At 48.4% G+C, this 26,712-nt stretch carries 24 protein-coding genes and 2 pseudogenes; 22 read left to right on the top strand and 4 right to left on the bottom strand.

What is annotated here, in order from left to right; all coding sequences use genetic code 11:
• The 21 genes and pseudogenes from LI015_RS26250 to LI015_RS26350 form a co-directional block, all read left to right on the top strand.
• Positions 1–224 (top strand): annotated as a pseudogene (locus LI015_RS26250) (hypothetical protein); the annotation flags it as partial.
• Positions 225–250: 26 nt separating this feature from the next.
• Positions 251–1,192, top strand: coding sequence for an ABC transporter permease (locus tag LI015_RS26255; RefSeq protein WP_002568871.1), 942 nt, complete (start codon positions 251–253; stop codon positions 1,190–1,192).
• Between the two features lie 9 nt (positions 1,193–1,201).
• Complete coding sequence (locus LI015_RS26260; RefSeq protein ID WP_002568870.1) at positions 1,202–2,020, top strand: ABC transporter permease; 819 nt, start codon at positions 1,202–1,204, stop codon at positions 2,018–2,020.
• A 4-nt stretch (positions 2,021–2,024) separates the two neighbouring features.
• Positions 2,025–3,002: an ABC transporter ATP-binding protein gene (locus tag LI015_RS26265; protein ID WP_002568869.1), complete on the top strand. Its 978-nt coding sequence runs from the start codon at positions 2,025–2,027 to the stop codon at positions 3,000–3,002.
• A 2-nt stretch (positions 3,003–3,004) separates the two neighbouring features.
• On the top strand, positions 3,005–3,928 hold the full coding sequence (locus LI015_RS26270; RefSeq protein ID WP_002568868.1) for an ABC transporter ATP-binding protein: 924 nt from the start codon (positions 3,005–3,007) through the stop codon (positions 3,926–3,928).
• Between the two features lie 51 nt (positions 3,929–3,979).
• Positions 3,980–5,083, top strand: a complete 1,104-nt coding sequence (locus LI015_RS26275; RefSeq protein ID WP_002568867.1) for a methionine synthase — start codon at positions 3,980–3,982, stop codon at positions 5,081–5,083.
• A gap of 127 nt (positions 5,084–5,210) precedes the next feature.
• A pseudogene (locus tag LI015_RS28905) lies at positions 5,211–5,526 on the top strand (5-methyltetrahydropteroyltriglutamate--homocysteine S-methyltransferase); the annotation flags it as partial.
• Between the two features lie 217 nt (positions 5,527–5,743).
• A complete protein-coding gene (locus LI015_RS26285; protein ID WP_002568865.1) occupies positions 5,744–6,232 on the top strand; it encodes an NADH-quinone oxidoreductase subunit NuoE family protein in 489 nt (162 codons plus the stop codon).
• Positions 6,222–8,096, top strand: a complete 1,875-nt coding sequence (locus tag LI015_RS26290; protein ID WP_002570914.1) for an NADH-ubiquinone oxidoreductase-F iron-sulfur binding region domain-containing protein — start codon at positions 6,222–6,224, stop codon at positions 8,094–8,096. Before LI015_RS26285 ends, LI015_RS26290 begins: the two co-directional genes overlap by 11 nt.
• Before the next feature lie 23 nt (positions 8,097–8,119).
• Positions 8,120–9,826, top strand: coding sequence for a [FeFe] hydrogenase, group A (locus tag LI015_RS26295; protein ID WP_002570913.1), 1,707 nt, complete (start codon positions 8,120–8,122; stop codon positions 9,824–9,826).
• 93 nt (positions 9,827–9,919) lie between these two features.
• Complete coding sequence (locus LI015_RS26300; protein WP_118018464.1) at positions 9,920–10,858, top strand: LysR family transcriptional regulator; 939 nt, start codon at positions 9,920–9,922, stop codon at positions 10,856–10,858.
• A gap of 219 nt (positions 10,859–11,077) precedes the next feature.
• Complete coding sequence (gene gcvT, locus LI015_RS26305; RefSeq protein ID WP_118018462.1) at positions 11,078–12,166, top strand: glycine cleavage system aminomethyltransferase GcvT; 1,089 nt, start codon at positions 11,078–11,080, stop codon at positions 12,164–12,166.
• Positions 12,167–12,214: 48 nt separating this feature from the next.
• Entirely contained in the window at positions 12,215–12,595 is a 381-nt protein-coding gene (gene gcvH / locus LI015_RS26310) for a glycine cleavage system protein GcvH (protein WP_002568860.1), read from the top strand.
• Positions 12,596–12,598: 3 nt separating this feature from the next.
• Entirely contained in the window at positions 12,599–13,912 is a 1,314-nt protein-coding gene (gene gcvPA / locus LI015_RS26315; RefSeq protein WP_002570910.1) for an aminomethyl-transferring glycine dehydrogenase subunit GcvPA, read from the top strand.
• Positions 13,912–15,348: an aminomethyl-transferring glycine dehydrogenase subunit GcvPB gene (gene gcvPB, locus LI015_RS26320; protein ID WP_002570909.1), complete on the top strand. Its 1,437-nt coding sequence runs from the start codon at positions 13,912–13,914 to the stop codon at positions 15,346–15,348. Before gcvPA ends, gcvPB begins: the two co-directional genes overlap by 1 nt.
• A 118-nt stretch (positions 15,349–15,466) precedes the next feature.
• Complete coding sequence (lpdA, locus tag LI015_RS26325; RefSeq protein WP_002568857.1) at positions 15,467–16,888, top strand: dihydrolipoyl dehydrogenase; 1,422 nt, start codon at positions 15,467–15,469, stop codon at positions 16,886–16,888.
• A gap of 14 nt (positions 16,889–16,902) precedes the next feature.
• A complete protein-coding gene (locus tag LI015_RS26330; protein ID WP_118018460.1) occupies positions 16,903–18,582 on the top strand; it encodes a formate--tetrahydrofolate ligase in 1,680 nt (559 codons plus the stop codon).
• Between the two features lie 16 nt (positions 18,583–18,598).
• Complete coding sequence (locus tag LI015_RS26335; protein ID WP_002568855.1) at positions 18,599–19,225, top strand: cyclodeaminase/cyclohydrolase family protein; 627 nt, start codon at positions 18,599–18,601, stop codon at positions 19,223–19,225.
• Positions 19,226–19,238: 13 nt separating this feature from the next.
• A complete protein-coding gene (locus LI015_RS26340) occupies positions 19,239–19,745 on the top strand; it encodes a folate family ECF transporter S component (RefSeq protein ID WP_002568854.1) in 507 nt (168 codons plus the stop codon).
• Between the two features lie 79 nt (positions 19,746–19,824).
• Positions 19,825–20,667: a bifunctional 5,10-methylenetetrahydrofolate dehydrogenase/5,10-methenyltetrahydrofolate cyclohydrolase gene (locus LI015_RS26345; protein ID WP_002568853.1), complete on the top strand. Its 843-nt coding sequence runs from the start codon at positions 19,825–19,827 to the stop codon at positions 20,665–20,667.
• 3 nt (positions 20,668–20,670) lie between these two features.
• Complete coding sequence (locus tag LI015_RS26350; RefSeq protein ID WP_002568852.1) at positions 20,671–21,279, top strand: formate/nitrite transporter family protein; 609 nt, start codon at positions 20,671–20,673, stop codon at positions 21,277–21,279.
• A gap of 77 nt (positions 21,280–21,356) precedes the next feature.
• Here the strand turns inward: LI015_RS26350 and LI015_RS26355 are convergent, their stop codons facing one another.
• Genes LI015_RS26355 through LI015_RS26370 form a run of 4 tightly spaced genes read right to left on the bottom strand, consistent with a single transcriptional unit; the run spans position 21,357 to position 25,255 of the window.
• Entirely contained in the window at positions 21,357–21,809 is a 453-nt protein-coding gene (locus tag LI015_RS26355) for a MaoC family dehydratase (RefSeq protein ID WP_002568851.1), read from the bottom strand.
• Complete coding sequence (locus LI015_RS26360; protein ID WP_054354632.1) at positions 21,787–22,953, bottom strand: CaiB/BaiF CoA transferase family protein; 1,167 nt, start codon at positions 22,951–22,953, stop codon at positions 21,787–21,789. The genes LI015_RS26355 and LI015_RS26360 overlap by 23 nt, the downstream gene beginning before the upstream one ends.
• Positions 22,950–24,110 (bottom strand): CaiB/BaiF CoA transferase family protein, encoded by a 1,161-nt coding sequence (locus LI015_RS26365; protein ID WP_002568849.1) that lies wholly within the window; start codon positions 24,108–24,110, stop codon positions 22,950–22,952. Before LI015_RS26365 ends, LI015_RS26360 begins: the two co-directional genes overlap by 4 nt.
• Positions 24,107–25,255 carry an extracellular solute-binding protein gene (locus LI015_RS26370; protein ID WP_002568848.1) on the bottom strand — a complete coding sequence of 383 codons (1,149 nt, stop codon included), beginning with the start codon at positions 25,253–25,255 and terminating at the stop codon, positions 24,107–24,109. The genes LI015_RS26365 and LI015_RS26370 overlap by 4 nt, the downstream gene beginning before the upstream one ends.
• Before the next feature lie 325 nt (positions 25,256–25,580).
• Between LI015_RS26370 and LI015_RS26375 the strand changes: the two genes are divergently transcribed.
• The gene (locus tag LI015_RS26375; RefSeq protein ID WP_002568847.1) at positions 25,581–26,594 is read left to right on the top strand and encodes an L-rhamnose/proton symporter RhaT; all 1,014 of its coding nucleotides are present in this window, start codon (positions 25,581–25,583) and stop codon (positions 26,592–26,594) included.
• Positions 26,595–26,712 lie beyond the last annotated feature (118 nt).

Here is a 26,712-nt window from a genome sequence, read left to right on the forward strand (position 1 = left end):
AAAAGGAATCTGAAAGCCTTATATTTACTGGCTTAGAGATTCCGAGAGATTATGATAAGCTGAAGGAGGATTTTACATATATCATGGAATCCTTTAAGGAACAGGCTGTCTATATACCGCTGACTGTGTCCTCCACCCTGGCGGTATATGATAGCAGTCTTAAGGGACTTGACCTGACCGATGGCAAGGATGTGATGCCAGTGGGGAGCGTGGTGAGAGAATAGATATGGCCATTTAAGGTGGAAGAAATATGGGGAAATATATACAGAAACGACTGGTTGGTATGATAGTGCTTTTATTCCTGGTTTCCATTGCAGCCTTTGCCCTGGTGCGGCTGATGCCAGGAGATGCAGCGTTTGCTTACCTGAATTCTATCAATGCTCCGGTAACAGATGCGGCTCTGGCAAAAGTTCGGGCGGAATTAGGGCTGGACCGGCCGGTCATATTCCAATATACTGCCTGGCTAAGGCGGGTGGTGTGTCTGGATTTAGGTGTATCATTTATGACTAAAAAGCCTGTGTCCGGACAGCTGCTAATCAGTTTCCGATATACAATGATCCTGACAGCCATGTCCGCTGTCTGGATAGCGGTACTGTCCCTTCCGTTGGGGATTATGGCGGGAAAGCGGCCAGGCAGCGCGGGAGATCAGCTTATAAGAGGGATTACGTTTCTCGGAAGTTCCATGCCGTCCTTCTGGCTGGGGTTCCTTCTGGTTGAATTGTTTGCGCTGAAACTTAAGCTGCTTCCTGTGCAGGGAGCAGAGACTTTCAGCCATCTGGTGTTACCTTCAGCTACCCTTGCCTGTTCTTATATCGCCATGTATACAAAGATGATTAGAGGTGGGATTGTAGAGAATATGGGCAGGCGGTATGCGGTCTATGGCAGGGCAAGGGGCCTGAAGAAGAATACAGTTTTGTGGAGACATGTACTCCCAAACGCATTAAATCCTGTATTCACAACCCTGGGATTAAGTCTTGGAAGTATGCTGTCCGGAGCTGTAATTGTAGAGAATGTGTTTGCCTGGCCGGGAATGGGGAGGCTGATTGTCAGCGCTGTTGCTGGAAGGGACTATCCGGTCATCCAGGGATATATACTGGTGATTGCGGTGGTATATACACTGCTTAATTTAGGCATGGATATATTGTGTGCGGCGATGAATCCCCAGATCCGTTTTGAGGGGGAGGAGAGGTGAGGTGGATTTATGTTCCGGAAATTAATAAAGGACAGGGTATGTCTTTTCTGCCTGTTCATGCTGATTCTGTTTGCAATAGCGGCTGTATTGGCCCCATGTCTGTCCCCAAATGATCCCAACGAGATCCATTATACAGCCAGGTTTGCAGGAATATCAAGCATGTTTCCGCTGGGGACGGACCATATGGGCCGGTGTATATTGTCGCGAATACTCTACGGTTCCAGACTGTCTCTTGGTTATGCCGTTCTGATTACTGTCATATCATCTGTGACAGGGACCATGCTCGGCATGCTATCCGGGTATACGGGTGGGCTGCCGGACCGGATTTTTATGGGAATATGTGACGCTGTGCGGGCTTTTCCCGGTATTGTCATTGTATTGGTGGTGGTAAGTCTTCTGGGAACTGGACTCTTTGAACTGTGCCTGGGAATGCTGGCTACCAGATGGGTCTGGTATGCCAGGGTCGCAAGGAATCTGACAAAGGCAGAGCGTGAAAAGGAGGCTGTACTGGCTTCCAGGATGGCAGGAAGCAGTTTGTTTTCTATAATCACAACGTTGATTTTTCCTGCTATCCGTATGCAGATGCTGTCTGTGACGACCATTAATTTTGGAACTGCCCTGACTGCCCTAGCGGGATATTCCTTCCTGGGATTCGGGGCGGCGCCTCCCAGCCCGGAATGGGGGATGATGATTCAGGACGGACGTTCCTTCATAAGCACGGATCCCTCCATGATGTTCTGGCCTGGTCTCTGCATTTTGGCAGTGGTGATATTTACAAATGGTTTGGGTGACAGAATTCAGGAGATTGCCGGAAAGATGAGGAGATAAGGGCATGCATTTACACAATCAGACAGAGCTTTTGCGGCTGGATGATATCAGGGTGGCGTTAAAGGAGGGAAAGAGACGTTTTACCGCAGTGAATGGGGTTTCTGTTTCTATATGTGCGGGAAGAAACCTGGGGATTATTGGAGAAAGCGGCTGCGGGAAAACACTCCTATGCCACTGTATACTTGGACTTTTAGATCAAGACGAGTGGGAAACAGAAGGGAGCATACTATTTGAAGGGCACAGGATTATCGCGGGAAAGGATGGCGTACGTCCGGGATTTTGCGGTACTGCAGCGGGTTTTATAGCACAGGATCCGGCTGGTGCATTTGATCCGCGGATGACATTGAGGGGACATTTTCTGGAAATGGCAGGTGTCTTTTCACAGAACCGTCAGGAGATATTGGAGCGGACAGCAGCCCTTTTAATCAGGATGGGAATCCGGGAGCCAGAGCGGGTACTGAAAAGCTATGCATTCCAGTTAAGCGGAGGTATGCTGCAGCGGGTCATGATTGCCCTTGCACTTTTAGGAAAACCGCGTCTTTTGATTGCTGATGAACCGACCACTGCATTGGATATCACCACTCAATGGGAAATTTTAGGCTTGTTGGGAGAGCTGAAAAGGGAGCAGGGGCTGACGGTACTTATGGTATCCCATGATTTAAGGGTAATCCAGAGTATCTCAGATGATCTTTGTGTCATGTATGCGGGGTATGTGATAGAGCAGGGCCCGGTATCAGAGGTGCTGGAAAATCCTTTGCACCCTTATACGAAAGGGCTTTTGGCCTCAAGGCCCGTATTTTCAAAAGAAGCAGTCCGGGTTATGGAGGGATATCCGCCGGGAATCAAAGAAAAAGTCCCAGGATGTCCTTTCGCTGACCGGTGTAAAGATGCTCTGAAATTATGCAGGCAATCGTGTCCAAAACTTTTAAAACATGGTCCGGTGAATCATCAGGTTCGTTGTTTTCGGGCCGGGGAGGGATGAGGATGATACATAAGCATACCATGCTGGAAGCTGATATGATAAGCCGCAGATACCGATGTGCAGGAAAAGGACAAGTGTATGCTGTTAATAACCTGTCACTTAAGATTCATACAGGAGAGTGCCACGGGATTGTGGGGGAAAGCGGTTGCGGTAAAAGTACCTTAATGCGTATGCTTGCCGGGATGGAAACGCCGAGCAGCGGACAGATTCTTTACAAGGGGGAGCCTGTAGCATTGCAGATGAAAAGGAAGCGGAATGAAATACAGATGATATTTCAGAACAGTATGAATGCAGTGAATCAGTATGCAACGGCCGAAGAGATTATTGGCGAACCACTTAGAAATTTTACCCATATGAACAAGGTGGAGCGCAGACAGCAGACAGCCGCACTCATAAAACAGGTTGGTCTGTCCGCTGCGGACCTTTTAAAATATCCGGCCCAGTTCAGCGGAGGACAGCTTCAGCGGATCTGCATTGCAAGAGCGCTGGCTGCGGAGCCGAAGATTCTTTTGCTAGATGAGCCTTTAAGCAGCCTGGATGTATCAGTGCAGGCACAAATCATGAAACTGCTGGAAATGCTCGGAAGGGAAAATGGACTTACCCAGGTACTGGTTTCCCATGATTTGGAAGCAATTTATTATCTTTCGGACAGCCTTTCTGTTATGTATGGCGGATGGATTGTGGAAGATATTGAACATATTGATATGTTTAGTACGCTCTGTCATCCATATACAAAAAGGCTATTTAAAGCATGCGGGGCCAAGTACTCAGAATACATTCCGGAGAAATCCGGTTACGGAGGAACTGTTGGTGGATGCCCCTATGAGGAACTATGCCCGGACTGTGTGGATGTATGCCGGAGCAGGACGCCGGAGATGAAAGAAATCCAAGAAGGTCATTGGGTGAGATGTCACAAAGTGGGCTGACTGGCAGATAGAATATAATATTGAATTTATAATAAAGTATGGAGGTATGAGATGTTAAATATTAAATACGATATTGTGGGGTCATTTTTAAGACCTGGGAAGATTAAGAAGGCGAGACAAAAATATGCAGACGGCAATCTGTCCTTGGAAGAGTTGAGAAAAATTGAAGATGAGGCTATTAGAGAACTGGTTTCGACGGAGGTTTCCCATGGCCTTGAATTTGTGACAGATGGTGAATTCAGACGAAGGTGGTGGCATCTGGACTGGCTTAAGGAATTTGACGGTTTTACCACAAAGCATTTGGACAAGGAACGCAACGGTGTGGTGAATCATATAGAACTTGGATATATTACCGGAAAAATTTCTTATAGTCAGGAACGTGTGCATCCGGAGATTGAGGCGTTTGATTTTCTTCTCTGCGAGGCTGAAAAATATCCGGGTGTGACAGCAAAAAAATGTATTTCCGGTCCCAATATGATGCTGGTAGATAATTATCTTCAGATGGGGATTAAAGAGGTACCATATTACGGCAGCAATATAAATGCATTGATTGAAGACATCGCTCTTGCATATCAGGATGCCATAAAAGATTTGTATGAACATGGATGCAGGTACCTTCAGATTGACGATACTTCCTGGACCTACATGATTGATGAAAAATTTTTGAAGAAGGTTGAATCCCTTGGATATAAAAAATCAGAAGTGCTGGAGTGGTTCAAGCGTGTTTCCACCAGGGCTTTGGAAGACAGGCCGGCGGATATGGTGATTGCAACACATTTCTGTAAGGGTAATTTTAAAGGGAATCCACTTTTTTCCGGTTTTTATGATTCCGTGGCACCGATTATCAGCCAGATTCCTTATGACGGATTCTTTGTGGAATATGACGATGAACGTTCGGGTTCCTTTGAACCCTGGTCCATATTAAAAGGGACTGGAGCAACCTTTGTTGCAGGACTTATTTCAACCAAAAACCCCGTATTGGAAAGCTACGATGAGATTAAACGAAGATACATGAAGGCGAAAGAAGTTGTGGGCGCCAATATCGCCTTGTCACCACAGTGCGGATTTGCTTCTGTTGAGGAGGGCAATTGTATTGATGAGGATACTCAATGGAAAAAGATTGATCTGCTGGTTAGATGCAAAGATTTCCTGTAATGCTGTTATTTTTCTATTTTGCAATATAACTGCGATTTGGGGATGCTGCCCGCATCCCTGTTGAGAACATGGGGAGCGCCGCTGGGATTTTATATCTGAGCAGGCGCTTTCAGTGATTATATAAAAATTTATACGGAAAAAGATTGAAGAATGTGTCCGGCTTCAGGAAGAAATCGGCCTGGATATACTGGTACATGGGAAATATGAGCGCAATGACATGGTGGAATATTTTGGTGAGTGTCTGGATGAATTCCTGTTCGCGGAAAAGCATGGGTACAGTCCTAGGGGACATGATTTATAAAGCCTTCTATTGTCTGGGAGATGTATCCAGAAGCCGGCCCATGACAGTAGAATACACTGTATATACTCAGAGTCTGACAGAAAAACCGGTTAAAGGTATGCTGACAGGTCCTGTTACAATATTTAACTGGTCCTTCCCACGGTGCTGGAATAGACTTGGATGTGGCATTTATTCTATCAAAGTTGTTTATTATGCTTAGGTAGTTTAGGTGCCATTTATGATTTCTCCTGCATATAGAAAAACATATACCGTTATATGGGTTTTAGATGTGAATAAAAAAAGATATAATGTTAAAATATAACAAAAGATATCATGGACAAACATAAAAAAATAGCAATATTCACAAAAGGAGGTAGTACATGTTAGGGGAATCATTTTACAAAAAGGCGGATGAAATCATTGAGATGCATACGCGGGAGGAGCGGTCGCTGATACCAATCATTCAGGACATTCAGGAGGAATACCGGTATCTGCCCCCGGAACTGCTGACATATGTGGCGAAAGAGATTGGCATAACAGAGGCAAAAGCTTACAGTGTAGCCAGTTTTTATGAAAATTTTTCATTTGAGGAGAAAGGGAAATACATTATCAAAATATGTGATGGCACAGCCTGTCATGTAAGAAAGTCAATGCCTATCTTGGATTATCTATATAAGACGTTAAAACTAAATGCGAAAAAGCATACCACGGAGGATGCACTTTTTACGGTGGAGACCGTTTCTTGTCTGGGAGCCTGCGGTCTGGCTCCAGCGATCACCGTAAATGAGAAGGTTTATCCTAAAATGTCACCTGAGAAAATGAAGAAGCTGCTGGAAGAAATCAAACGGGGGGAGCCAGATGCGGGTTGAGGACAGAACACAATTAGAAATGCTGCAGAGACAGTGCAGGGACAGAAAGGATGGGTATACTTGCAGGATTCTGGTGTGCGCAGGAACCGGCTGTGTTGCCACTGGTTCTCTGGATGTGTATAGTCAACTGCGGGAACTGTGCAAAGAGGACGAGGGCATACGCGTGGAGCTGGAAAAGGACGTTCCTCATATCGGTATCGTGAAAAGCGGGTGCCAGGGTTTCTGTGAATTAGGTCCCCTTGTGAGGATAGAGCCGCAGCACTGTCAGTATGTTAAAGTGCAGCCTGAGGACTGTGAGGAAATTGTTGAGAAAACGGTAAAACAGGGAATACCTGTAGAGCGCCTGTTCTACAAAAAAGAGGGGATTTCTTACGGAGCAGTGGATGAAATCCCATATTTTGCCCGTCAGACCAGAATCGTGCTGGAACAATGCGGAAATATTGATGCAGAATCCGTGGAGGAGTATATGGCTGCAGGCGGATTTAGCGCGTTGAAAAAAGCATTGTTTGCCATGACGCCGGAAGCTGTGATTGCAGAAGTAGAGTTTTCAGGGCTTCGGGGACGCGGCGGCGGCGGATTTCCAGCAGGCCGGAAATGGAGACAAGTGGCTGCCCACAAAGAGGAGCCCCTTAAGTATATTGTGTGCAATGGCGATGAAGGGGATCCGGGAGCCTTCATGGACGGAAGCGTTATGGAGGGAGACCCCTGTCGCCTTATCGAAGGCATGATGCTGGCAGGATATGCAGTTGGTGCATCGGAAGGCTTCATCTATGTACGTGCTGAGTACCCATTGTCCGTGGCAAGATTGAGGCAGGCCATAGGGCAGATGGAGGAAAGAGGACTGCTTGGAGATTCCATTTTAGGCACTGGTTTTTCATTCCATCTGCACATCAACAGAGGGGCAGGCGCGTTTGTATGCGGGGAAGGCAGCGCCCTGACCGCATCTATTGAAGGGCACAGAGGTATGCCCAGGGTTAAGCCGCCCAGGACGGTGGACCAGGGTCTGTGGGGAAAGCCTACCGTGCTCAATAACGTGGAGACGTACGCTAATCTGCCGGGCATTATTGTCAACGGAGGGAAATGGTTTCGCACTATAGGCACAGGAAACAGCACCGGAACAAAGACTTTTTCTGTCACTGGATGTATTGAGAACACGGGCCTGGTGGAGGTCCCTATGGGGACGACCCTGCGGACAATCATTTATGATATCTGCGGAGGGCTGAAAGAGGGAAGTGAATTCAAGGCAGTACAGATTGGCGGACCGTCAGGTGGGTGTCTTACGGAAGAACATTTAGATGAACCCCTGGATTTTGATTCTGTCCAGAAATTCAATGTAATTATAGGATCCGGTGGTTTGGTGGTCATGGATAAGAATACTTGTATGGTGGAAGTGGCAAGATTTTTCATGAATTTTACCCAAAGGGAAAGCTGCGGCAAATGTGTACCGTGCCGGGAAGGAACAAAGCGGATGCTGGAGATACTTGAACGAATTGTGGAAGGGAAAGGGGAGCCAGATGATATTGAACGGTTGGAACAACTGGCGGATATGATATCCAACACTGCGTTGTGTGGACTTGGAAAGAGTGCTCCTCTTCCTGTTATCAGTACCATAAAAGCATTCCGGAAAGAGTATTTGGAACATATTAATGAGAAAAAGTGCAGGGCAGGAGTCTGTCAGAGCATGAAGACGTATATAATTGATGAGGAAACATGCAGGGGATGTTCTAAATGCGCAAAGGGATGTCCGGCAGGGGCGATTGCAGGAGAGTTAAAGCATGTATTTACAATCCGGCAGCAGCAGTGCATTAAGTGCGGGGCCTGTGCGGAGGCATGCCCATTTGGTGCAGTTCATATCCAATCATAGAGCATAGGGGGGCAGAAAAAATTATGGGATTTATGACAATAGACAGAATACGGGTTGAATTTACGGATGAACCCAATGTTTTATCTGTGATTCGAAAGGCAGATATTGATATTCCAACGCTGTGTTATCATTCGGAGTTATCCATTTATGGAGCCTGCAGGCTGTGTACGGTGGAGAATGAACGAGGGAAGACATTTGCATCATGTTCCGAACCTCCAAGGGATGGAATGGTCATTTATACCAATACGCCGCGTCTCATGAAATACCGGAAGATGATACTGGAGCTATTACTTGCAGCTCATTGCAGGGATTGCACCACCTGTATCAAGAGCGGGGAATGCCATTTGCAGGAATTGGCCCACCGTATGGGAGTGACTCATGTAGGTTATGAAAATACAAAAACGCAGTATCCCATCGATATGAGTTCTCCGGCTATTGTGAGAGACCCAAATAAATGCATACTCTGCGGCGACTGCGTCCGCATGTGCGACAATGTACAGTCCGTCAATGCAATCGATTTTGCCTATCGGGGAACGGAAGCCCTGGTGACACCTGCCTTTAACAAAAACATTGCAGAGACGGATTGTGTGAATTGCGGACAATGCAGGGCAGTCTGTCCCACAGGCGCAATCAGCATCAATACTAATATTGAAGTCATATGGGAGGCATTGGCTGACCCAAATACAAAGGTGGTGGCTCAGGTGGCTCCAGCGGTAAGGGTGGCAGTAGGAGACTTTTTTGGTATGGCGCGGGGAGAGAACGTGATGGGGAAGATTGTAAATGTGCTCCATCGTATGGGATTTGATGAGGTGTTTGATACGGCCTATGGTGCGGATCTGACAGTAATTGAGGAATCCAAAGAATTTCTGGAACGGTTGGTTTCGGGAAAAAACCTTCCACTCTTTACTTCCTGTTGTCCGGCATGGGTAAGCTTTTGTGAAAACCGGTATCCTGAGTTCAAACAAAATCTGTCCACTTGCAGGTCACCCCAGCAGATGTTCGGTGCGGTCATACAGGAGTATTACAGGAATCCCCAGAAAAGTGGTGGAAAGAAACTACTGTCAGTATCCATTATGCCGTGTACAGCAAAAAAGGCAGAAATACTGCAGGAGGAATCCAAGACAAACGGAAAGGCAGACGTGGACTATGTGCTGACCACTACAGAACTGGTTACGATGATTAGAAAGTCGGGCATCAGATTTGAAAACATAGACATTGAATCTTCGGACATGCCCTTCGGGATTGGATCCGGGGCAGGTGTCATTTTCGGAAACACAGGCGGAGTAATGGAAGCCGTTTTGCGCCGGTTATGTGAAGGGCATGACAGGACAGAGATGGACCAGATTCGGTACAGTGGTGTAAGAGGGGAAGAGGGATTGAAAGAGATTACTTATGATTACAACGGAAGGAAAATACGGGCAGCCATTGTAAGTGGTCTTGCAAATGCAGACATGCTGATGAAGCGTATCGGGAACAAAGAAGCGGAGTATGATTTTGTGGAGGTCATGGCTTGCAGAAGGGGATGCATCATGGGCGGCGGTCAGCCGGTTCCGGCCGGTCCAAGGACCAAGGCGGCGAGGGCAAAGGGGCTGTATGACACTGATATCAATACACAGATAAAGAAATCCAATGAGAATCCCCTTGTGCTTTCCTTGTATGAGAATATCCTGAAGGGAAGGGAACATAAGCTGCTGCATCGCAATATGGCAATGGGAGACATTCAGGGCTAGAAGGATTCTGTCACATTTAAACCGGATTAGGTGGCTGCAGGTGGAAAAAAGGTGCGGAATGTGTTATGCTTGTAAAAAGCATTGGAGGGAGTTATGAATCTGACAGACTTAGAATTTGTGATTGCAGTGGAACGGCATGGTTCCATCTCAAAGGCGGCCAAGGAGTTGTTTGTGGCCCAGCCCAATTTGAGTAAGGTAATCAGAACCTTGGAAAAAGAATTCGGGATTGTCATCTTTGAACGGACCTCAAAAGGAGTGGTTACCACCAGCGAGGGGCAGGCATTCATTCAAAAAGCTAAGAATATCATGAAAGATGTGGCCTCCTTGAAGGGCGAGTTTGAGGATACGGCGGTAAAGCAGGAAAAGCTGAGGATATCGGTACCAAGAGCCAGTTATATTACATATGCATTTACAAAATATGTAAATTCAATCCCCCATGAGAGCCAGCTGTCCATTTCCTTTGTGGAGTGTAATTCCACTACGGCCATTAATAATATATTGTCGTCCAAATATGGGTTGGGGATTATACGGTATGAGATGACATACGAGGATTATTTCCTTATGTTCCTGCAGTTAAAAGGGCTTCAGCACGAAACGGTTATGGAGTTCGATTACCAGATTCTCCTGTCAGCGGACAGTCCCCTGGCATTGTATCCGGTCATTGCGGAGAAGGACCTGGATGGTTATATTGAAATAGTCCACGGGGATACCCAGCTCCCCAGCGGTGAATATCTGGAGCTGCCGCCGGACGGTGGCCGGGGGAGCCAGGCCGACCGGATTTACGTGTGCGAGCGGGGAAGCCAGTTCGACCTTCTGGCCATGGTGCCCCATACATATATGTGGGTATCCCCCATGCCAAAGCAGACATTGGAGCGGTATGGCCTGGTCCAGAGAAGCAGCGCAGGCAGGCCCAGGAAGATGAAGGACCTTTTGGTGTACCAGATGGAACACAGAAAGAACCGAAGCGAGAAGGCGTTTATTGAGATGCTGAAAGGTACCAGGGATGAAATTATGACACCTGCAAAGCTATAAGGGAAAATATATAAAAAAAGAGTGAAATGGATAGAAAAAAAAGAAACAGTATGGTGATTGTGCTGTTTCTTTTTTGTTGTAATTGTGTAAATGGCACAAAAAATAGAGAATATCTATACATAAAATATATAGGTCGCATATAATTTATAAATGTGAAATAAATAACAAACCGTGTTATAGTTAAGATATCAATAGTGATAAATGAAAGGAGACATCTGAATGGAACGGAAAACAGCGCTTTACGATTGTCATGTGGCTTGCGGAGGGAAAATGGTTCCCTTTGCCGGTTATTCACTGCCTGTTCAGTATAAGACTGGGGTCATTAAGGAGCATATGGCAGTCAGGACACAGGCGGGATTATTCGATGTGTCACATATGGGAGAGGTATTGTTTGAGGGGCCGGATGCACTAAAGAATATCAACTACATACTGACCAATGATTTCACAAACATGTATGATGGTCAGGTCCGCTACAGCGTAATGTGCTACGAGGACGGCGGAGTGGTGGACGACCTGATTGTATACCGTTATAGCCAGGAGAAATATCTGGTGGTTGTGAATGCGGCAAATCGTGAAAAAGATGTCAATTGGATGAAGGACCATCTGAATGGGGACGTGGTATTTACAGATATCTCGGACGAATTATCCCAGCTGGCAATCCAGGGTCCTAATGCAGATGCCATCCTGAGAAAACTTACAAAAGATGAAGATATTCCTGAAAAATACTACAGCTTTGTTCCGGAAGGCATTGTAGGCGGCATCAAGTGCATCGTATCCCAGACTGGCTATACAGGTGAAAGCGGCTACGAGCTGTACGTGAACAATGAGGATGCACCTAAATTATGGAACATGCTTCTGGAAGCAGGGGAAGCAGAGGGCCTGATTCCATGCGGACTGGGAGCCAGAGATACTCTTCGTCTGGAGGCAGCCATGCCATTATATGGTCATGAGATGGATGCCGCCATTCACCCATTGGAGACAGGACTTAAGTTTGCAGTGAAGATGCAGAAGGATGATTTCATCGGAAAGAAAGCACTGGAAGAGAAGTCCGTCCTCACACGCAAGCGCGTAGGCCTTAGGATGATTGGAAGGGGCATTGCCAGGGAGAATGAGAAGGTATGCGCAGGTGACAGGGAAGTGGGATGGACAACATCGGGGACCCATTGCCCATTCCTGGGTTATGCCATAGCAATGGCCATTCTGGATTTGGATTGTACGGAAATAGGGACAAAGGTGGAAGTGGAGGTCCGCGGGCGCCGCATTGAGGCCGAGGTGGTGGCCTTGCCATTCTACAAAAAAGCAAAATAATATAAATAATATTAATTTTCATAACAAAAATCAGGAGGAGGAACAGACATGAACGTTTTAGAGAATTTAAAGTATAGCAGGTCACATGAGTGGGTGGAGGAAGTGGATGAGACCACGGTAAGAGTGGGGCTTACGGACTTTGCACAGCATGAGCTGGGAGATTTGGTTTTTGTGAACTTACCTGAGGTGGGGGATACGGTTACTGTGAAAGAGGCGTTTGCGGACGTGGAGAGTGTAAAGGCAGTTTCCGACGTGTACAGTCCTGTTACAGGCGTTATATCCGCAGTGAACGAGGATATCCTGGACAGCCCGGAGATGATTAATGAGGCCCCATATGAGGCATGGCTTATAGAGGTAAAGGAAGTATCTGAAAGAGAAGAATTAGTGGACAGCGCAGCATATGAGAAGATATGTGAAGAGGAGGGCTAAGGCATGGGAAAATATGTTCCATCTACCTCTGAGGAACAGCAGGAGATGCTGAAGGCCGTGGGAGTCAGCTCTTTTGACGAGCTGTACACAGTAGTACCATCCGGCATGAAGGTTGACAGGCTTGCCATACCGGAGGGGAAGTCGGAGCTGGAGGTCAGCGGAATCGTCAGGGCCATGGCAGCTAAGAATAAGGTATACAGCTCCATTTTCCGCGGGGCAGGCGCCTATAACCATTATATACCATCCATTGTAAAGAGCATTACAGGCAAAGAAGAATTCCTGACGGCATATACCCCTTATCAGGCGGAAATCAGCCAGGGAATCCTTCAGTCCATCTTTGAATACCAGACCATGATTTGTGAACTCACCGATATGGATGTATCCAATGCCTCTGTTTATGACGGCGCGTCCGCAGCCGCAGAGGCCATGGCCATGTGCCATAACCGCAAGAAAAAGAAAACGGTGATATCCGGGGCAGTCAATCCCATGACCATACAGACCATACAGACATACTGCGAAGGAAACAACACAGAGGCTGTGGTGGTTCCGGCCAAGGACGGAAAGACCGACCTTAAAGCCCTGATGGAGGCCATGGACCAGACCACCTCAGGCGTGTTCATCCAGCAGCCCAGCTATTTCGGACAGATTGAGGATGCGGCTGCCATTGGTGAGGCGGTACATGCCGCAGGCGCCAAATTTGTGATGGGCATATACCCCATTGCGGGCGCCGCCCTTAAATCGCCAAGGGAGTGCGGCGCTGATGTGGTCACTGGTGAAGGCCAGCCCCTGGGTATGTCTCTGGCATTCGGCGGCCCTTATCTGGGATTTATGGCTTGTACCCATGACATGATGCGCCAGCTTCCCGGACGTATTGTGGGCGAGACAAAGGATGTGGACGGAAGGCGGGCGTATGTGCTGACGCTTCAGGCAAGGGAGCAGCATATACGAAGGGAAAAGGCATCCTCCAACATCTGTTCCAACCAGGCCCTCTGCGCCATGACGGCAGCGGTTTACATGGCATCCATGGGAACGACCGGCGTCAGCCAGGTGGCTTCCCTGTGCTATTCCAAGGCGCACTATGCAGCGGCAGAAATCAGTAGGATTCCGGGATTTGAGCTGGTAAACCAAGGGGATTTCTTCAATGAATTCGTCACAAAGATTCCCTGCGATGCAGATATGCTGCTTAAGAAACTGAGCGACCATGATATATTGGGCGGATACCCAGTAGAGGGAGGCATACTCTGGTGTGTCACCGAGATGAATTCCAAGGCGCAGATTGATGCTCTGGCAGATTGTTTGAAGGAGGTGCGTGCATAATGGAACTGATTTTTGAGAAAAGCAGAGTGGGGCATGGATGCTCACTGCTTCCGGCCTGCGATGTACCTGTTGCAGAGATTCCGGCCCGGGAGGCCAGAAAAAAGGCTCCTAGATTTCCGCAGATGGCTGAAATTGATATCTCCAGACATTATACAGAACTGATGAAACGTACACATGGTGTAAATGACGGATTTTATCCTCTGGGCTCCTGTACCATGAAATATAATCCAAAGCTGAATGAAGAGATGGCAGCCCTTCCTGGCTTTACAGGCGTCCATCCCCTGCAGCCGGAAGAAACAGTCCAGGGATGCCTGGAAGTGCTGGTAAAGGCAGAGGAACTGCTCTGTGAGATTACAGGCATGGACCAGATGACATTCCAGCCCGCGGCAGGCGCCCACGGCGAATATACCGGGTTGCTGCTGATTAAGGCATACCACAAAGCCAGGGGGGATATGAAACGCACCAAAATCATTGTACCGGATACTGCCCACGGAACCAACCCTGCTTCTTGTACCATGGCGGGATTTACCGTAATCAGCATTCCGTCCAATGATGAGGGCTGTGTGGACCTTGATAAGCTGAGGGAGGTTGTGGGAGATGATACGGCTGGACTTATGCTTACCAATCCAAACACAGTGGGTATATTTGACCGCAATATACTGGAAATCACAAAAATCATCCATGAGGCAGGAGGACTGAACTACTATGACGGGGCAAACCTGAATGCCGTCATGGGAATCGCCCGTCCGGGCGATATGGGATTTGACGTGATTCATCTGAACCTGCATAAGACCTTCTCCACGCCTCACGGAGGCGGCGGGCCTGGTTCAGGCGCTGTCGGGTGCAAGGATATACTGGCTCCGTTCCTTCCCAAGTATCATGCGGTGAAATCCGAAAAGGGCTATGCATTTGAGAACCCGGCCCAAACCATTGGTTCCGTAAAGGAGTTTTACGGTAACTTCCTGGTGGTAGTGCGCGCCCTGAGCTACATATTGGTCCTGGGCAATGAGGGTATACCGGAAGCAGCCGAAAATGCAGTGCTCAACGCCAATTACATGCGTGTGAAGCTGCAGGACACCTTTGATATTGCATTCAACAATATCTGTATGCATGAGTTTGTTATGAGCATGACCAGGCTCAAGAAATTGAATGGGGTTTCTGCTCTTGATTTTGCAAAGGGACTGCTGGACCATGGAGTCCATCCGCCGACCATGTACTTCCCGCTGATTGTGGATGAGGCTTTGATGGTGGAGCCCACGGAGACAGAGTCTAAGGAGACTCTGGACAACGTAGTGGATATTTTCAAGGAGATTTATAAAAATTCCGTGGAGAATCCGGAAGCCATGCATGAAGCTCCCCACTCCACGCCGGTACGCCGGCTGGATGAGGTTGGCGCTGCGCGCAATCCGGTGCTAAAATATTCCGGCTGGAAGTAGAGAGAAAAGCAGAGGGTTAAACACCTGGCATACATGTAAGAATGCGCCTGGGGCGCTGACAGCCGTAGTCCGCTACGTCTGGTGTCCCAGGCATGTTTTATATAAGGAGAAGAGTAAAATGGGTGAGAGATATGAATTAATTGTGCTGGGAGCTGGCCCGGGCGGCTATGTTGCGGCCATCAAGGCAGCACAGATGGGGCACAGGGTGGCTGTGGTGGAAAGCCGGGATGTGGGCGGAACCTGCCTGAACCGGGGATGCATCCCCACAAAAACCCTGGTACATGCGGCAGAGGTGCTGGAGGAGATTCGTTCCTGTGAGAAGCTGGGCATTCATGTAGGGCAGGTATCCTATGACTTTGCCGGGATGCATGAGCGCAAGGCAGAGGTGGTGGAACAGCTGCGAGGAGGAATCGAGGGCCTGTTTAAGGCCTATAAGATAGACTTAATCAGGGGATGCGGCATTATACTGGATTCCAACAGAATACAGGTGGGGGACCAGGCTTACGAGACAGACAGGATTCTCATTGCAACTGGTTCCAAGCCTGCCATGCCCCCAATTCCAGGACTGACTCTTCCGGGAGTGGTGACCAGCGATGAAATGCTGGAGGGGAAAGGTGTTTACTGTAAAAAACTGGTAATCATAGGCGGAGGCGTGATTGGCGTGGAGTTTGCAACCATTTACCATGCTCTGGGATGCGAGGTTACAATCATTGAGGCCCTGGACCGTATCCTGCCCACCCTGGACCGGGAGGTTTCACAGAACCTGACCATGATTCTTAAAAAAAGAGGAATCAAGGTGTATACAGGCGCACGGGTGGACCGGGTAGAGCATACAGACCAGTCAGTACAGACAGCGCAGGAGAAGGGGCTGGCGGTGTATTTTATGTCTAAGGAAAAAGAACAGTGTGTAGAGACTGAGCGGGTCCTGGTTTCCATTGGCCGCAGGGCCAATACAGAGGGAATCTGTCCTCCTTCATTAAATTTGCAGATGCAGAGAGGAATGATTCCGGTGGATGACTCTTTTGAAACCTGCATTAAGGGGATCTATGCCATTGGTGATATTGTTCTGGGAGGCATACAGCTGGCCCATGTGGCTTCCGCCCAGGCAGTCAACGCGGTGTGCTCCATGTTTGGGGAAAGGGCACCCATGAATCTTTCCTGTATCCCGTCCTGCATTTACACCAATCCGGAAATTGCAGCGGTGGGTATGACGGCTGATGAGGCCAAGATGCGGGGAATCAGGACCATCACAGGCAAGGCCATCATGTCGTCCAATGGAAAGACTGTGATTGAAATGGCGGACAGGGGTTTTGTAAAGCTGGTCTTTGAGGAAGAAAGCAAGGTGCTTCTGGGGGCGGTGCTTATGTGCTCCAGGGCAACAGACATGATTACCGGACTGAGCGACGGGGTTGCGGGTAAGCTGACCATGAGTCAGCTGGCTGCCACGGTCCGGCCCCATCCCACCTTCAGCGAGGCAATAGGTGAAGCCATTGAGGATGCAGACGGCGGTGCAATTCATGCTGCGCCCAGAAGAAAATAGAGGAGGAAGATAAAATGGGATATAAGAGTGATATTGAGATTGCACAGGAAGCAAAGGCAAGACCAATCAACGAGATTGCAGGCGCACTGGGGATTCCGGAAAAATATATTGAAAATTACGGACCATACAAGGCTAAAATTGACTACCGCTATTACAACGATGCATTAAAGGACAGACCTGATGCAAAGCTGGTGCTGGTGACAGCCATCAACCCCACACCCGCAGGTGAGGGCAAGACAACCGTGACCATCGGTCTGGCAGACGCCCTGAACCGCTTGAATAAGAAGGCCATGATTGCCATGAGAGAACCTTCCCTGGGACCTGTTTTTGGAGTTAAGGGCGGGGCTGCCGGCGGAGGATATGCGCAGGTTGTTCCTATGGAGGATATCAACCTTCATTTTACAGGCGACCTCCACGCCATCGGAGCTGCCAACAACCTGCTGGCGGCTATGCTTGACAACCATATCCACCAGGGAAACGCCCTGCGCATCGATACCAAGCGCATTACCTTCAGAAGGGCGGTGGACATGAACGACCGCCAGCTTCGGAATATTGTGGACGGATTAGGGGGAAAGCCGGACGGTACAATCCGTCAGGATGGATTTGATATCACGGTGGCTTCTGAGGTAATGGCCGTATTCTGCCTTGCAAACGACATCATGGACTTGAAGGAACGCCTGGCCAGGATTATAGTAGCCTATGACCTGGACGGCCAGCCGGTAACCGCCGGACAGTTAAAGGCCCAGGGCGCCATGGCAGCCCTTTTAAAGGACGCCTTGAAGCCGAACCTGGTGCAGTCCTTGGAGGGAACCCCTGCCTTTGTGCACGGCGGCCCCTTTGCCAATATTGCCCACGGATGCAACAGCGTTATTGCCACAAAGATGGGCTGTAAATTAGCGGATTATATGGTGACTGAGGCAGGATTCGGAGCAGACCTGGGGGCGGAGAAATTTGTGGATATCAAGTGCCGCATGTCCGGGCTGCGTCCAAATGCAGTTGTTCTGGTGGCCACAATACGCGCTTTAAAATATAACGGCGGAGTACCTAAGGCAGAACTGAATAATGAGAATCTGGAAGCCCTGAATAAGGGAATTCCCAACCTGTTAAAGCATATTGAGAATATCACTACCGTATACCATCTGCCGGCAGTGGTCGCTATTAATAAATTCCCGTCCGACACAGCGGCCGAGTTGGAGCTGGTTGAGAACAAGTGCAGGGAGCTGGGAGTCAATGTGGCCCTGACCGATGTATGGGGCAGAGGCGGAGCAGGCGGGGAAGCCCTGGCAAAGGAAGTAATCCGGTTGTCTGAAGGCAGGAGCACCATGGAATTTGTGTATGACACCAATCTGCCTATCAAGGAGAAGATAGAGGCAATTGCAGCCAGGGTGTACGGTGCGGACGGGGTGGAGTTTGCTCCAAAGGCATTAAAGGAAATGAAGAATCTGGAGAGCCTGGGATATGGAAATCTGCCTGTCTGTATGGCTAAGACACAGTATTCCCTTACGGATAATGCCAAGCTTCTTGGCAGGCCCCGGGGCTTTAAAATATCCATTAGGGACATCACTGCATCTGTGGGAGCCGGATTCCTGGTGGCCCTGGCAGGTGATATTATGAAAATGCCGGGACTTCCAAAGGTGCCTGCGGCTGAAAAAATCGATGTGGATGAAAATGGATCTATCTCAGGATTATTCTAAAATGGAGAATGACGATATGATGCTGGATAAGAAGGTAACGGAGTTTCTGGATGTACTGTCAAGCAATGAGCCTGTTCCGGGCGGCGGAGGGGCATCGGCCACAGTGGGGGCCATGGGGGTCGCCCTTGGAATTATGGTTGGCAACTTGACGCTGGGCAAGAGGAAGTATGCGGATGTGGAGCCGGATATAAAGGAACTGATTGAAAAGTCACAGAGTCTCATGGATGAGTTAAAGCATTTGACAGACGAGGACGCAAGGGTGTTTGAGCCTCTATCCAGGGCCTATGGATTACCCAGGGGAACAGAGGAAGAAAAAGCCGCCAGAGAGGCTGTCATGGAACATGCGCTGTTGGAAGCCAGTCTGGTTCCACTGCAGATTGTGGAAAAGGCGTATGAGTCACTGACCCTTTTAGAGGAGCTGGGAGAAAAGGGGACCCGGATTGCTTTAAGCGACGTGGGAGTAGGCGCATTGTTTGCCAGAGCTGCCCTGGAGGGGGCATCCCTGAACATTTTTATCAACACAAAGCTGATGAAGGACCGGACCCAGGCAGAGGATTTGAATGCCAGGACAGAGGAACTCATAGACAAGGGCAGGGCGCTGTCCGACAAGGTGTACGGCGCTGTGCTTAAACACATCAAGTAGCAGGGAGGATGCAATGACAAAGACGAAACATATGGTATGGATGGGTATCCTGATTGCTGTATCCATTGTATTGTCAAGATTTCTATCCTTTTCAGCATGGAATGTTAAAATTGGTTTTGCATTTATACCCATAGTTATTGGCGCGGTTCTCTTCGGACCTGTGCAGGGAGGCATAGCAGCAGCGGCTGCAGATTTTCTGGGGGCCATACTGTTTCCCATAGGAATGTATTTTCCGGGTTTTACAGTAACTGCATTTTTAACCGGACTAACCTATGGAATCCTGCTGCATAAAAACAGGTCTATGTTTCGGATTGCATGCGCCGTGCTGATTGTACAGCTGGTCTACGGGCTTCTGCTTAATACCTGCTGGATTTCACTGCTGTACGGGGCACCCTACCTGGCCCTTTTGTCCACCAGAATCGTCCAGTACGTGGTTCTGATACCGGTGCAGTTTGTAATCATTGCAAGGATGTATGTCCTGGGCAGCAAGAAATACCATATACTTCAGGAAAACTCATAAAAATGATTTCGGGAGGGGGAAAGATATTCCCCTCCTGATTCATCATATACCTGCATTGCCAGAAAGGAGATTGGATATTATGAAAGAGATAAAGGGTTCAGATGTGGCCAGACAGATGAAGGAGCAGATGACGGTCCAGATAGAGGAATTGAAAGGATATATTCCCCATCTGGCAATTATCCGGGTGGGAGAACGCCCGGACGATATCTCTTATGAGAAAGGGGCCACAAAACGTGCCCAGAGATTGGGACTGCGCTGCACATCCTTTTTGTTTCCTGCTGAAATCAGTCATGACCAGTTTGTGGAGGAGTTCCAGAAAATCAACCGGAATCCGGATGTGGACGGAATCCTCATGCTGAGGCCACTTCCAAAGCAGATTGACGAGAAGGAAATCGAGAGCCTGATTGATGTTAAAAAGGATATTGACTGCATCAGTCCCATAAATCTGGCAAAGGTTTTTGCCGGTGATTCGGATGCATATGCGCCCTGTACGGCCGAGGCAGTAATGGAGATGCTTGCATATGAGGGAATTGAGCTGAAGGGCAAGCGTGTGACTGTGGTGGGAAGAAGCCTGGTGGTGGGAAAACCCTTGGCAATGCTGATGCTGGGACAGCACGCGACCGTAACCATATGCCACACAAGGACCGCGGACTTTACAGGGACCTGCCGGAATGCGGAGATTCTGGTGGCTGCAGCGGGTAAGGCCCGCATGATTAAGGCGGAGCATGTGGCAGAGGGGGCTGTGGTCATTGATGTGGGAATTAACGTGGATGAGGACGGAAGCCTGTGCGGCGATGTGGATTTTGACCAGGTGAAGACAAAGGCAGGAGTGCTGACGCCAGTGCCGGGAGGCGTGGGAAGCGTTACCACACTGGTGCTGCTAAAACACCTGATTCGATCTGCAAAAGAAAAGATTGGATAAGCCATGGGGGAACATGTAAAAACATTTTTAGATGCTTTTTTGGCAGGAATCGTCATTGGTATAGGCGGGGTGGTTTACCTGGGTGTAGAGAACCGGATTGCAGGCTCCCTTCTGTTTACTGTGGGCCTTTATGCCATTGTGCTGAATCAGTTTGCTCTCTATACGGGTAAAATAGGATACGCACTGGGGCGTCCACTGGCATATATGGCTGAGATGGGAGTTGTCTGGTTTGGGAATCTGTGCGGAACCTTTACCACCGGCACCCTGGTATCCTTTACCAGGCTTAAGACAGCCCGGGCCGCCGCTGGGATATGCGCCGTGAAACTGGAGGACAGTCTGTCAGGCATATTGATACTGGCCTTTTTCTGCGGGATGCTGATGTACATTGCTGTGGACGGATACAAGTCAAAGGGGAATCCGGTTATCCTGTTTTTGGGAGTCAGCGTGTTCATACTGGCTGGATTTGAACATTGTATTGCCAATATGTTTTATTTTACCGTGGCAGGTGTGTGGTCCCTTAAAGCACTGGTCTATATTCTGGTTATGACACTGGGAAACAGCGCAGGAGGAATGTTCATACCATTTATTCGGAAAGTGGGTCAGAGGACATAAACACACGAATGGCAGACGACCTCCCCTGGTCAGGAATACGAAACCAGGGGAGGTCTTTGCTTTGTTATGTCAATTATTCAGGCATCAGCTGTCTTCTTGAGACAGGACATGATGTGTTCGCAGACCATAACCAGCTGCCCGTTCTGGTTGAAGATTTCCAAAGCCTCTGTTATAAAGCCTCTGTCAGGATGCTTTGGATTTTCGCGTTTTTCTTTTAAGGTAACTTTCACATGGATGGTATCCCCTATGAAAACCGGATGGATAAAGCGCATATGGTCATATCCATAGGAAAAAGCAGCCGGATTAATCAGGTTGGCAGTCATGCCCACTGCAATGGAGAAGGTGAGTGTGCCGTGGGCGATACGTTTTCCGAATTCAGTGGTTTTTGCAAATTCCGCATCCATATGGTGGGGAAAGAAGTCTCCTGTCTGACCGGCATGAAGGACAATGTCCGTTTCTGTAATGGTGCGTCCAATGGATTCGCGGACGCTTCCTATTTCATATTCTTCAAAATAAATAGTCTGTTCCATGTTGATTCTCCTTGTAATATATATATTGATTGTTATGCTGTCCTATAGCAGGGGCAGCTTTTGCGCTTTTATAATGTTCCCTGTCAATGGTAATTGGGCACCGGGTGGTGGCAAACTCTGTTCCGCCAGGGGTGCGGACAGTCTGAAGCATATCTAATTCCTTAAAACCGTCTGTTTTAAATAACTTATCCCAGGTATATACATCCGCGCACCATACATCGGCGGGCTCCAGCTTTGACAGCCAGTATTCTGTGGTTCGGGTTTTCAGGTGGTCAGCTAGCAGCGACTTTATCTCATCCCGCCTGGTACACCATGTTTCAGAGTCCGTGTACCCTAAGAGGGAATCACAGCTTATAAGTTTCCCCAGCACAGGCACGGGTACCATGGCAATGGCAAGGTAGCCGTCAAGGGTCTGGTATATGCCGTAAGGCGCATTGATATAGCCATTTGCGTTATTGACTGCAGAACGCTCAGGCGACTGCCCGCCGTCATTCAGATAGGTGGTAAAGACTTCAAACTGCATATCCATCACGGACTCCAGCATGCTGACATGTACATAAGAGCCTTCACCGCAGGAAGCCCGTTTTATGAGTGCGGCCAGGATGCCTTGGGCCAGGTGCTGGCCGGCGAACAAATCCGCCACGGAAAGTCCCATGGGAGTCGGGGGCTGATTCTGGTTCCCATTGAGCCAGGCCAGGCCGGACAGGGACTGGACCAACAAATCCTGGCCAGGCATAGGGCTCCATGGACCCTTTTTTCCATAACCTGTAATCTCACCATAAATCATGGACGGACAGTGCTGCTTTACAGAAGCGTAATCCAGTCCCAGCTTTTCCACCACTCCGGGACGGAAATTCACGACCATGACATCTGCCTTCCCAATCAATGACCATAGTATATCCCGGGAAGCTGGATTTTTTAAATCAATGGATACCCCGTACTTGTTGCGGTTGATGGAGTGGAACAGGGAACTGTCATTCTCTATTATCAGATTGGACACATACAGGGTGCGGCATATATCGCCTCCGTCAGGACGCTCTACCTTGATGACGCGGGCCCCAAAATCTGCCAGACGCAGGGTGGCGGAAGGGGCGGATAAAAACTGGCTGAAGTCCAGTATGGTGATACCTTCTAATGGTTTCATGCTTCCTCTCCCTCCTTTAAATGAAATTCTTCGATGATTTCCAGTGTATGTTCGCCCAGCAGAGGCGCATGGGTTTCATTTTTTATGGGGCCATCACCAAAGGAGATGGGACAGCGGGTGGTAAATATGTCATTGCCTCCGGGCCGCCTGATGTTGAGAAGCATATCCAGAGTATGGAACTGTTCTGACTGGAGCAGCTGGTCCCAGGAGTATACATCGGAGCACCAGTACCCGCCGGCATTAAGGGCTTTAAGCCAGCTGGCCGTGGTCCTGTGTAAGAGGTGGGAGCCAATGAGCTGTTTAATCTCATCCCGCTTTGTGAACCATTCTTCCTGATTGTCGTAAGAACTGAGGGCAGGGCATTCAATAAGCCGGCCCAACTCGGGTATGCTTCCCATGGCCAGGGCTATATAACCGTCTTCTGTCCGGTAGATTCCGTAAGGGGCTCCCAGATATGCATGGGCATTGTGGAAGGCGCTGCGCTTGGGAGGCTTATGTCCATCATTTAAAAAGGTGGTTATGACTTCAAACTGCATATCCAGAATGGATTCTAAAAGGCTGACCTCCACCAAACCTCCCAGGCCCGTGCTGAAACGGCGGAACAGGCAGGCCATAATGCCTTCCGCCAGATGGATGCCGGTGTAGGAATCTGCCAGGGAGAGGGCAAACGGCATGGGCGGCTGTCCGTCATCACCGTTGAGCCATGCCAGCCCGGAAATGGATTGAACCAGAAGGTCCTGTCCCGGTTTTTTGTTCCATGGGCCGGTGGCTCCATAACCGGTAACGGTTCCGTACACCATGCGGGGGTTGATGGATTTGACTGTCTCATAGTCCAGTCCTATTTTTTTCATGACGCCGGGACGGAAATTTTCAATCATTACATCAGAACGCCGGATTAGTTTTTTTACCATATTCATGTCCTCCGGCGATTTTAAATCAGCACAGAAACTTTGTTTATTCCGGTTTATGGTCTGGAACAGGACGCTGTCCCCCATGCTGTCCAGATTGTGCAGCTTCATCTGTCTGGAGCCGTCTCCGCTCCCCGGTCGTTCAATTTTGATGACACGGGCCCCCATATCGGCAAGCCTGAGGGCTGCGGAGGGGCCGGCCAGATACTGGCTAAAGTCCAGAACAATCATATTTTCCAAAGGTTTCATTTGGATTCCTCCCTGGATTTTCTGTAGAGCTGGTTCAGCTGGTCAAGCACATGGGCCGGACTGCCTCCGTTCATAATGTAATCCTGTATATAGTCTCCGGCATGGTCCTGGAAATACAGGTAACCGTTGTAACGGGGACGGAGATAGGAATGGTCCAGAGTATTCAGGGTATCTTTAAAGAAATTCATGGTCATATTGTTGTTGATTTCGTCTAGCCATGCCTTGCGGTGGCCGGGCTGCCCGCCGTTTTCTGTATACAGGGTGGTCTGAATCAGGGGAGAGGCAGCATATTCCGCAAAGCGCAGTGCCGTTTCCCTATTTTCGCATAGGCTGGACACAGCCAGTCCGGTACCCCCTAAGACACTGCGAAGCATCCTGCCGCGGTAGGTAACCAAATCCATGGCCTTTAGAGGATGGCTGCAGTAGCCTCTTCGGGAATAATTGGTGTAGCCATAGGCGTAAGGGCAGTAATACAAATCATTATCCTCAGCCAGTGCTTCATGTACCTGGATTGGGTCCCACTGGAAAATAGATTTGCTGCAGTAGGAAGCCAGCTGACGCATGTCCTCCAGGATACTTACTCCCAGGCTTGTCTCCACGATTTTGTCAGGATCGTCAAAGAAATGCTCGGTGGATGTGGCACAGTACATATAGAAATCCATCAACAGGTTTAATGGGATGCCGGCAAACGCCACATGCCCCTTTCTGGCAAGGTCCATTACATCCTTAAAATCTGCGGGAAGAGGATGTTCTCCGTTTCTAAAATAATCAGGACGGCAGACCGCAACAGGGGTGGCGGCATCAATGGCCAGTGCGCTTTGGAAACCATTGAAATTATAACTCAGGTGAGACGCGCCCACAGAGTTGGCAAGCTGGTCATCCAGATATTCCTTAGACAGATATTTTTCTAAAGGAAGCAGTATTCCTGTAGTGGCCGCGAAACCGGCCCAGGGATGGTCAATCACAAGCAGGTCGTAAGACTTTGCCAGATTTTCAATAGGTGCGTCGGCAAATTCCTGTAAAGAACGTTTTTCCCAGTGAATGGATACATCCGGGTGCAGTTCGCAAAAACGCTGTGACACCGCTGTGATGGAAGTGTAACCACGGCTGTGGGACCAGGTGATTCCATTTAATTGAATGCTCATAAGATATGTACCTCCGGTTTGTTGTGTTGTGGATATTTGTCTCTGTAGTTTGATATGTATACTGTTGATACGGTACTACCAATAAACAATAAATGAATTAAAAAATAAATTGTTGGTACTACCATAAATGAATTATAGATAGGATAAAAATGTTTGACAATGTTAATAGTGCACAAAAAATACAGAAATTAACTGTTGAATATATGCATTGACATTACATATAACTTATTTTATGATAATCACGAACGGTTCACTGGTAGTACCGATAAATTTATCGATAAAAATCAAGGAAAAGTATAGAACGAAATATTTGGGAGGTATTAAAATGGCTTCAGCATTTTTTGTACTGTTTTTGGCATGTATTTTTCAGGGGAGCTTTGGAATCTGCTTTAAGAAGTATCAACCGTTTTCCTGGGAAGCGTTTTGGGTTCTGTTTTCTTTTATCGGAGTATTGTGTATCCCACATATTTGGTGTATGGTGGAGGTTCCTCATTATTTAAGCTATATAACAGCCACCCCTGTTCCCACGCTGATTGTGGGCGCCTTATCCGGTTTTTTCTGGGGAATCAGTTCTATATGGTACAGCAAAGCGATTGATATGATTGGCGTGTCTCTTGTAACAGGCATTAACCTGGGATTATCAAACCTTTTAGGGAGCTTTGTTCCCATGATTATACTGGGAACCTATCCGCCGGCCCGTGTTCTTGTGGTCCTTCTGTTAGGGCAGCTTATACTTTTGGGCGGTGTGATTGTCCTGTCAAAGGCGGGCTTTATGAAAAATGGAAATAATGAGGGTACTAAAACGGCAAAAGAAAAAGGAACGTCGTCCTTATTTATTACCGGGCTTATCATGGCGCTTGCCTCCGGCGCCGGTTCAGCAGCCATTAATATCGGCGCCACAGCAGCCAATTATCCGGTTGCCCTGGCTGTGAAAGAGGGGGTAAACCCAACCAGCGCAAGCCTTCTGTCCTGGGTAGTGGTATTTGCGGGAGGATTCCTGGCAAACTTTGTTTATGCCATATCAAAACTGATTAAGAACAAGACTTATACGGATTATACAAAACCCGGCTGCGCAAAAGCATACTTTAAGGTTGTGCTGACGTCAATTGTATGGTTCAGTGCGCTGGCTATCTATGGTAAGGCGACAGCCCTATTAGGTACCCTTGGTCCGGTGGTGGGCTGGGTTGCGTTCAATGGACTGGCTCTCATCATTGCCAATGCATGGGGGTTCCTGGATGGAGAATGGAAAGGATTTGAAAAGGCCAAACGTGTGGCCATATATGGAAATGCAGTTATCATAGCCGCTTTGGTGGTGGTTGGCATATCCAATGGTTTATAAAAAGGAATAAGCAGTAAATACTTAAAATCAAGAAAACCATCCGCCTGTCCGGGAGTACTTCTAAATGATCTCTCGGAATCTTGAGTGATCATGCCAGCAAAACTCTGGCATTGAACTT

The sequence above is a fragment of the Enterocloster sp. 210928-DFI.2.20 genome, assembly GCF_020554465.1.
Lineage (GTDB): Bacteria > Bacillota > Clostridia > Lachnospirales > Lachnospiraceae > Enterocloster > Enterocloster bolteae.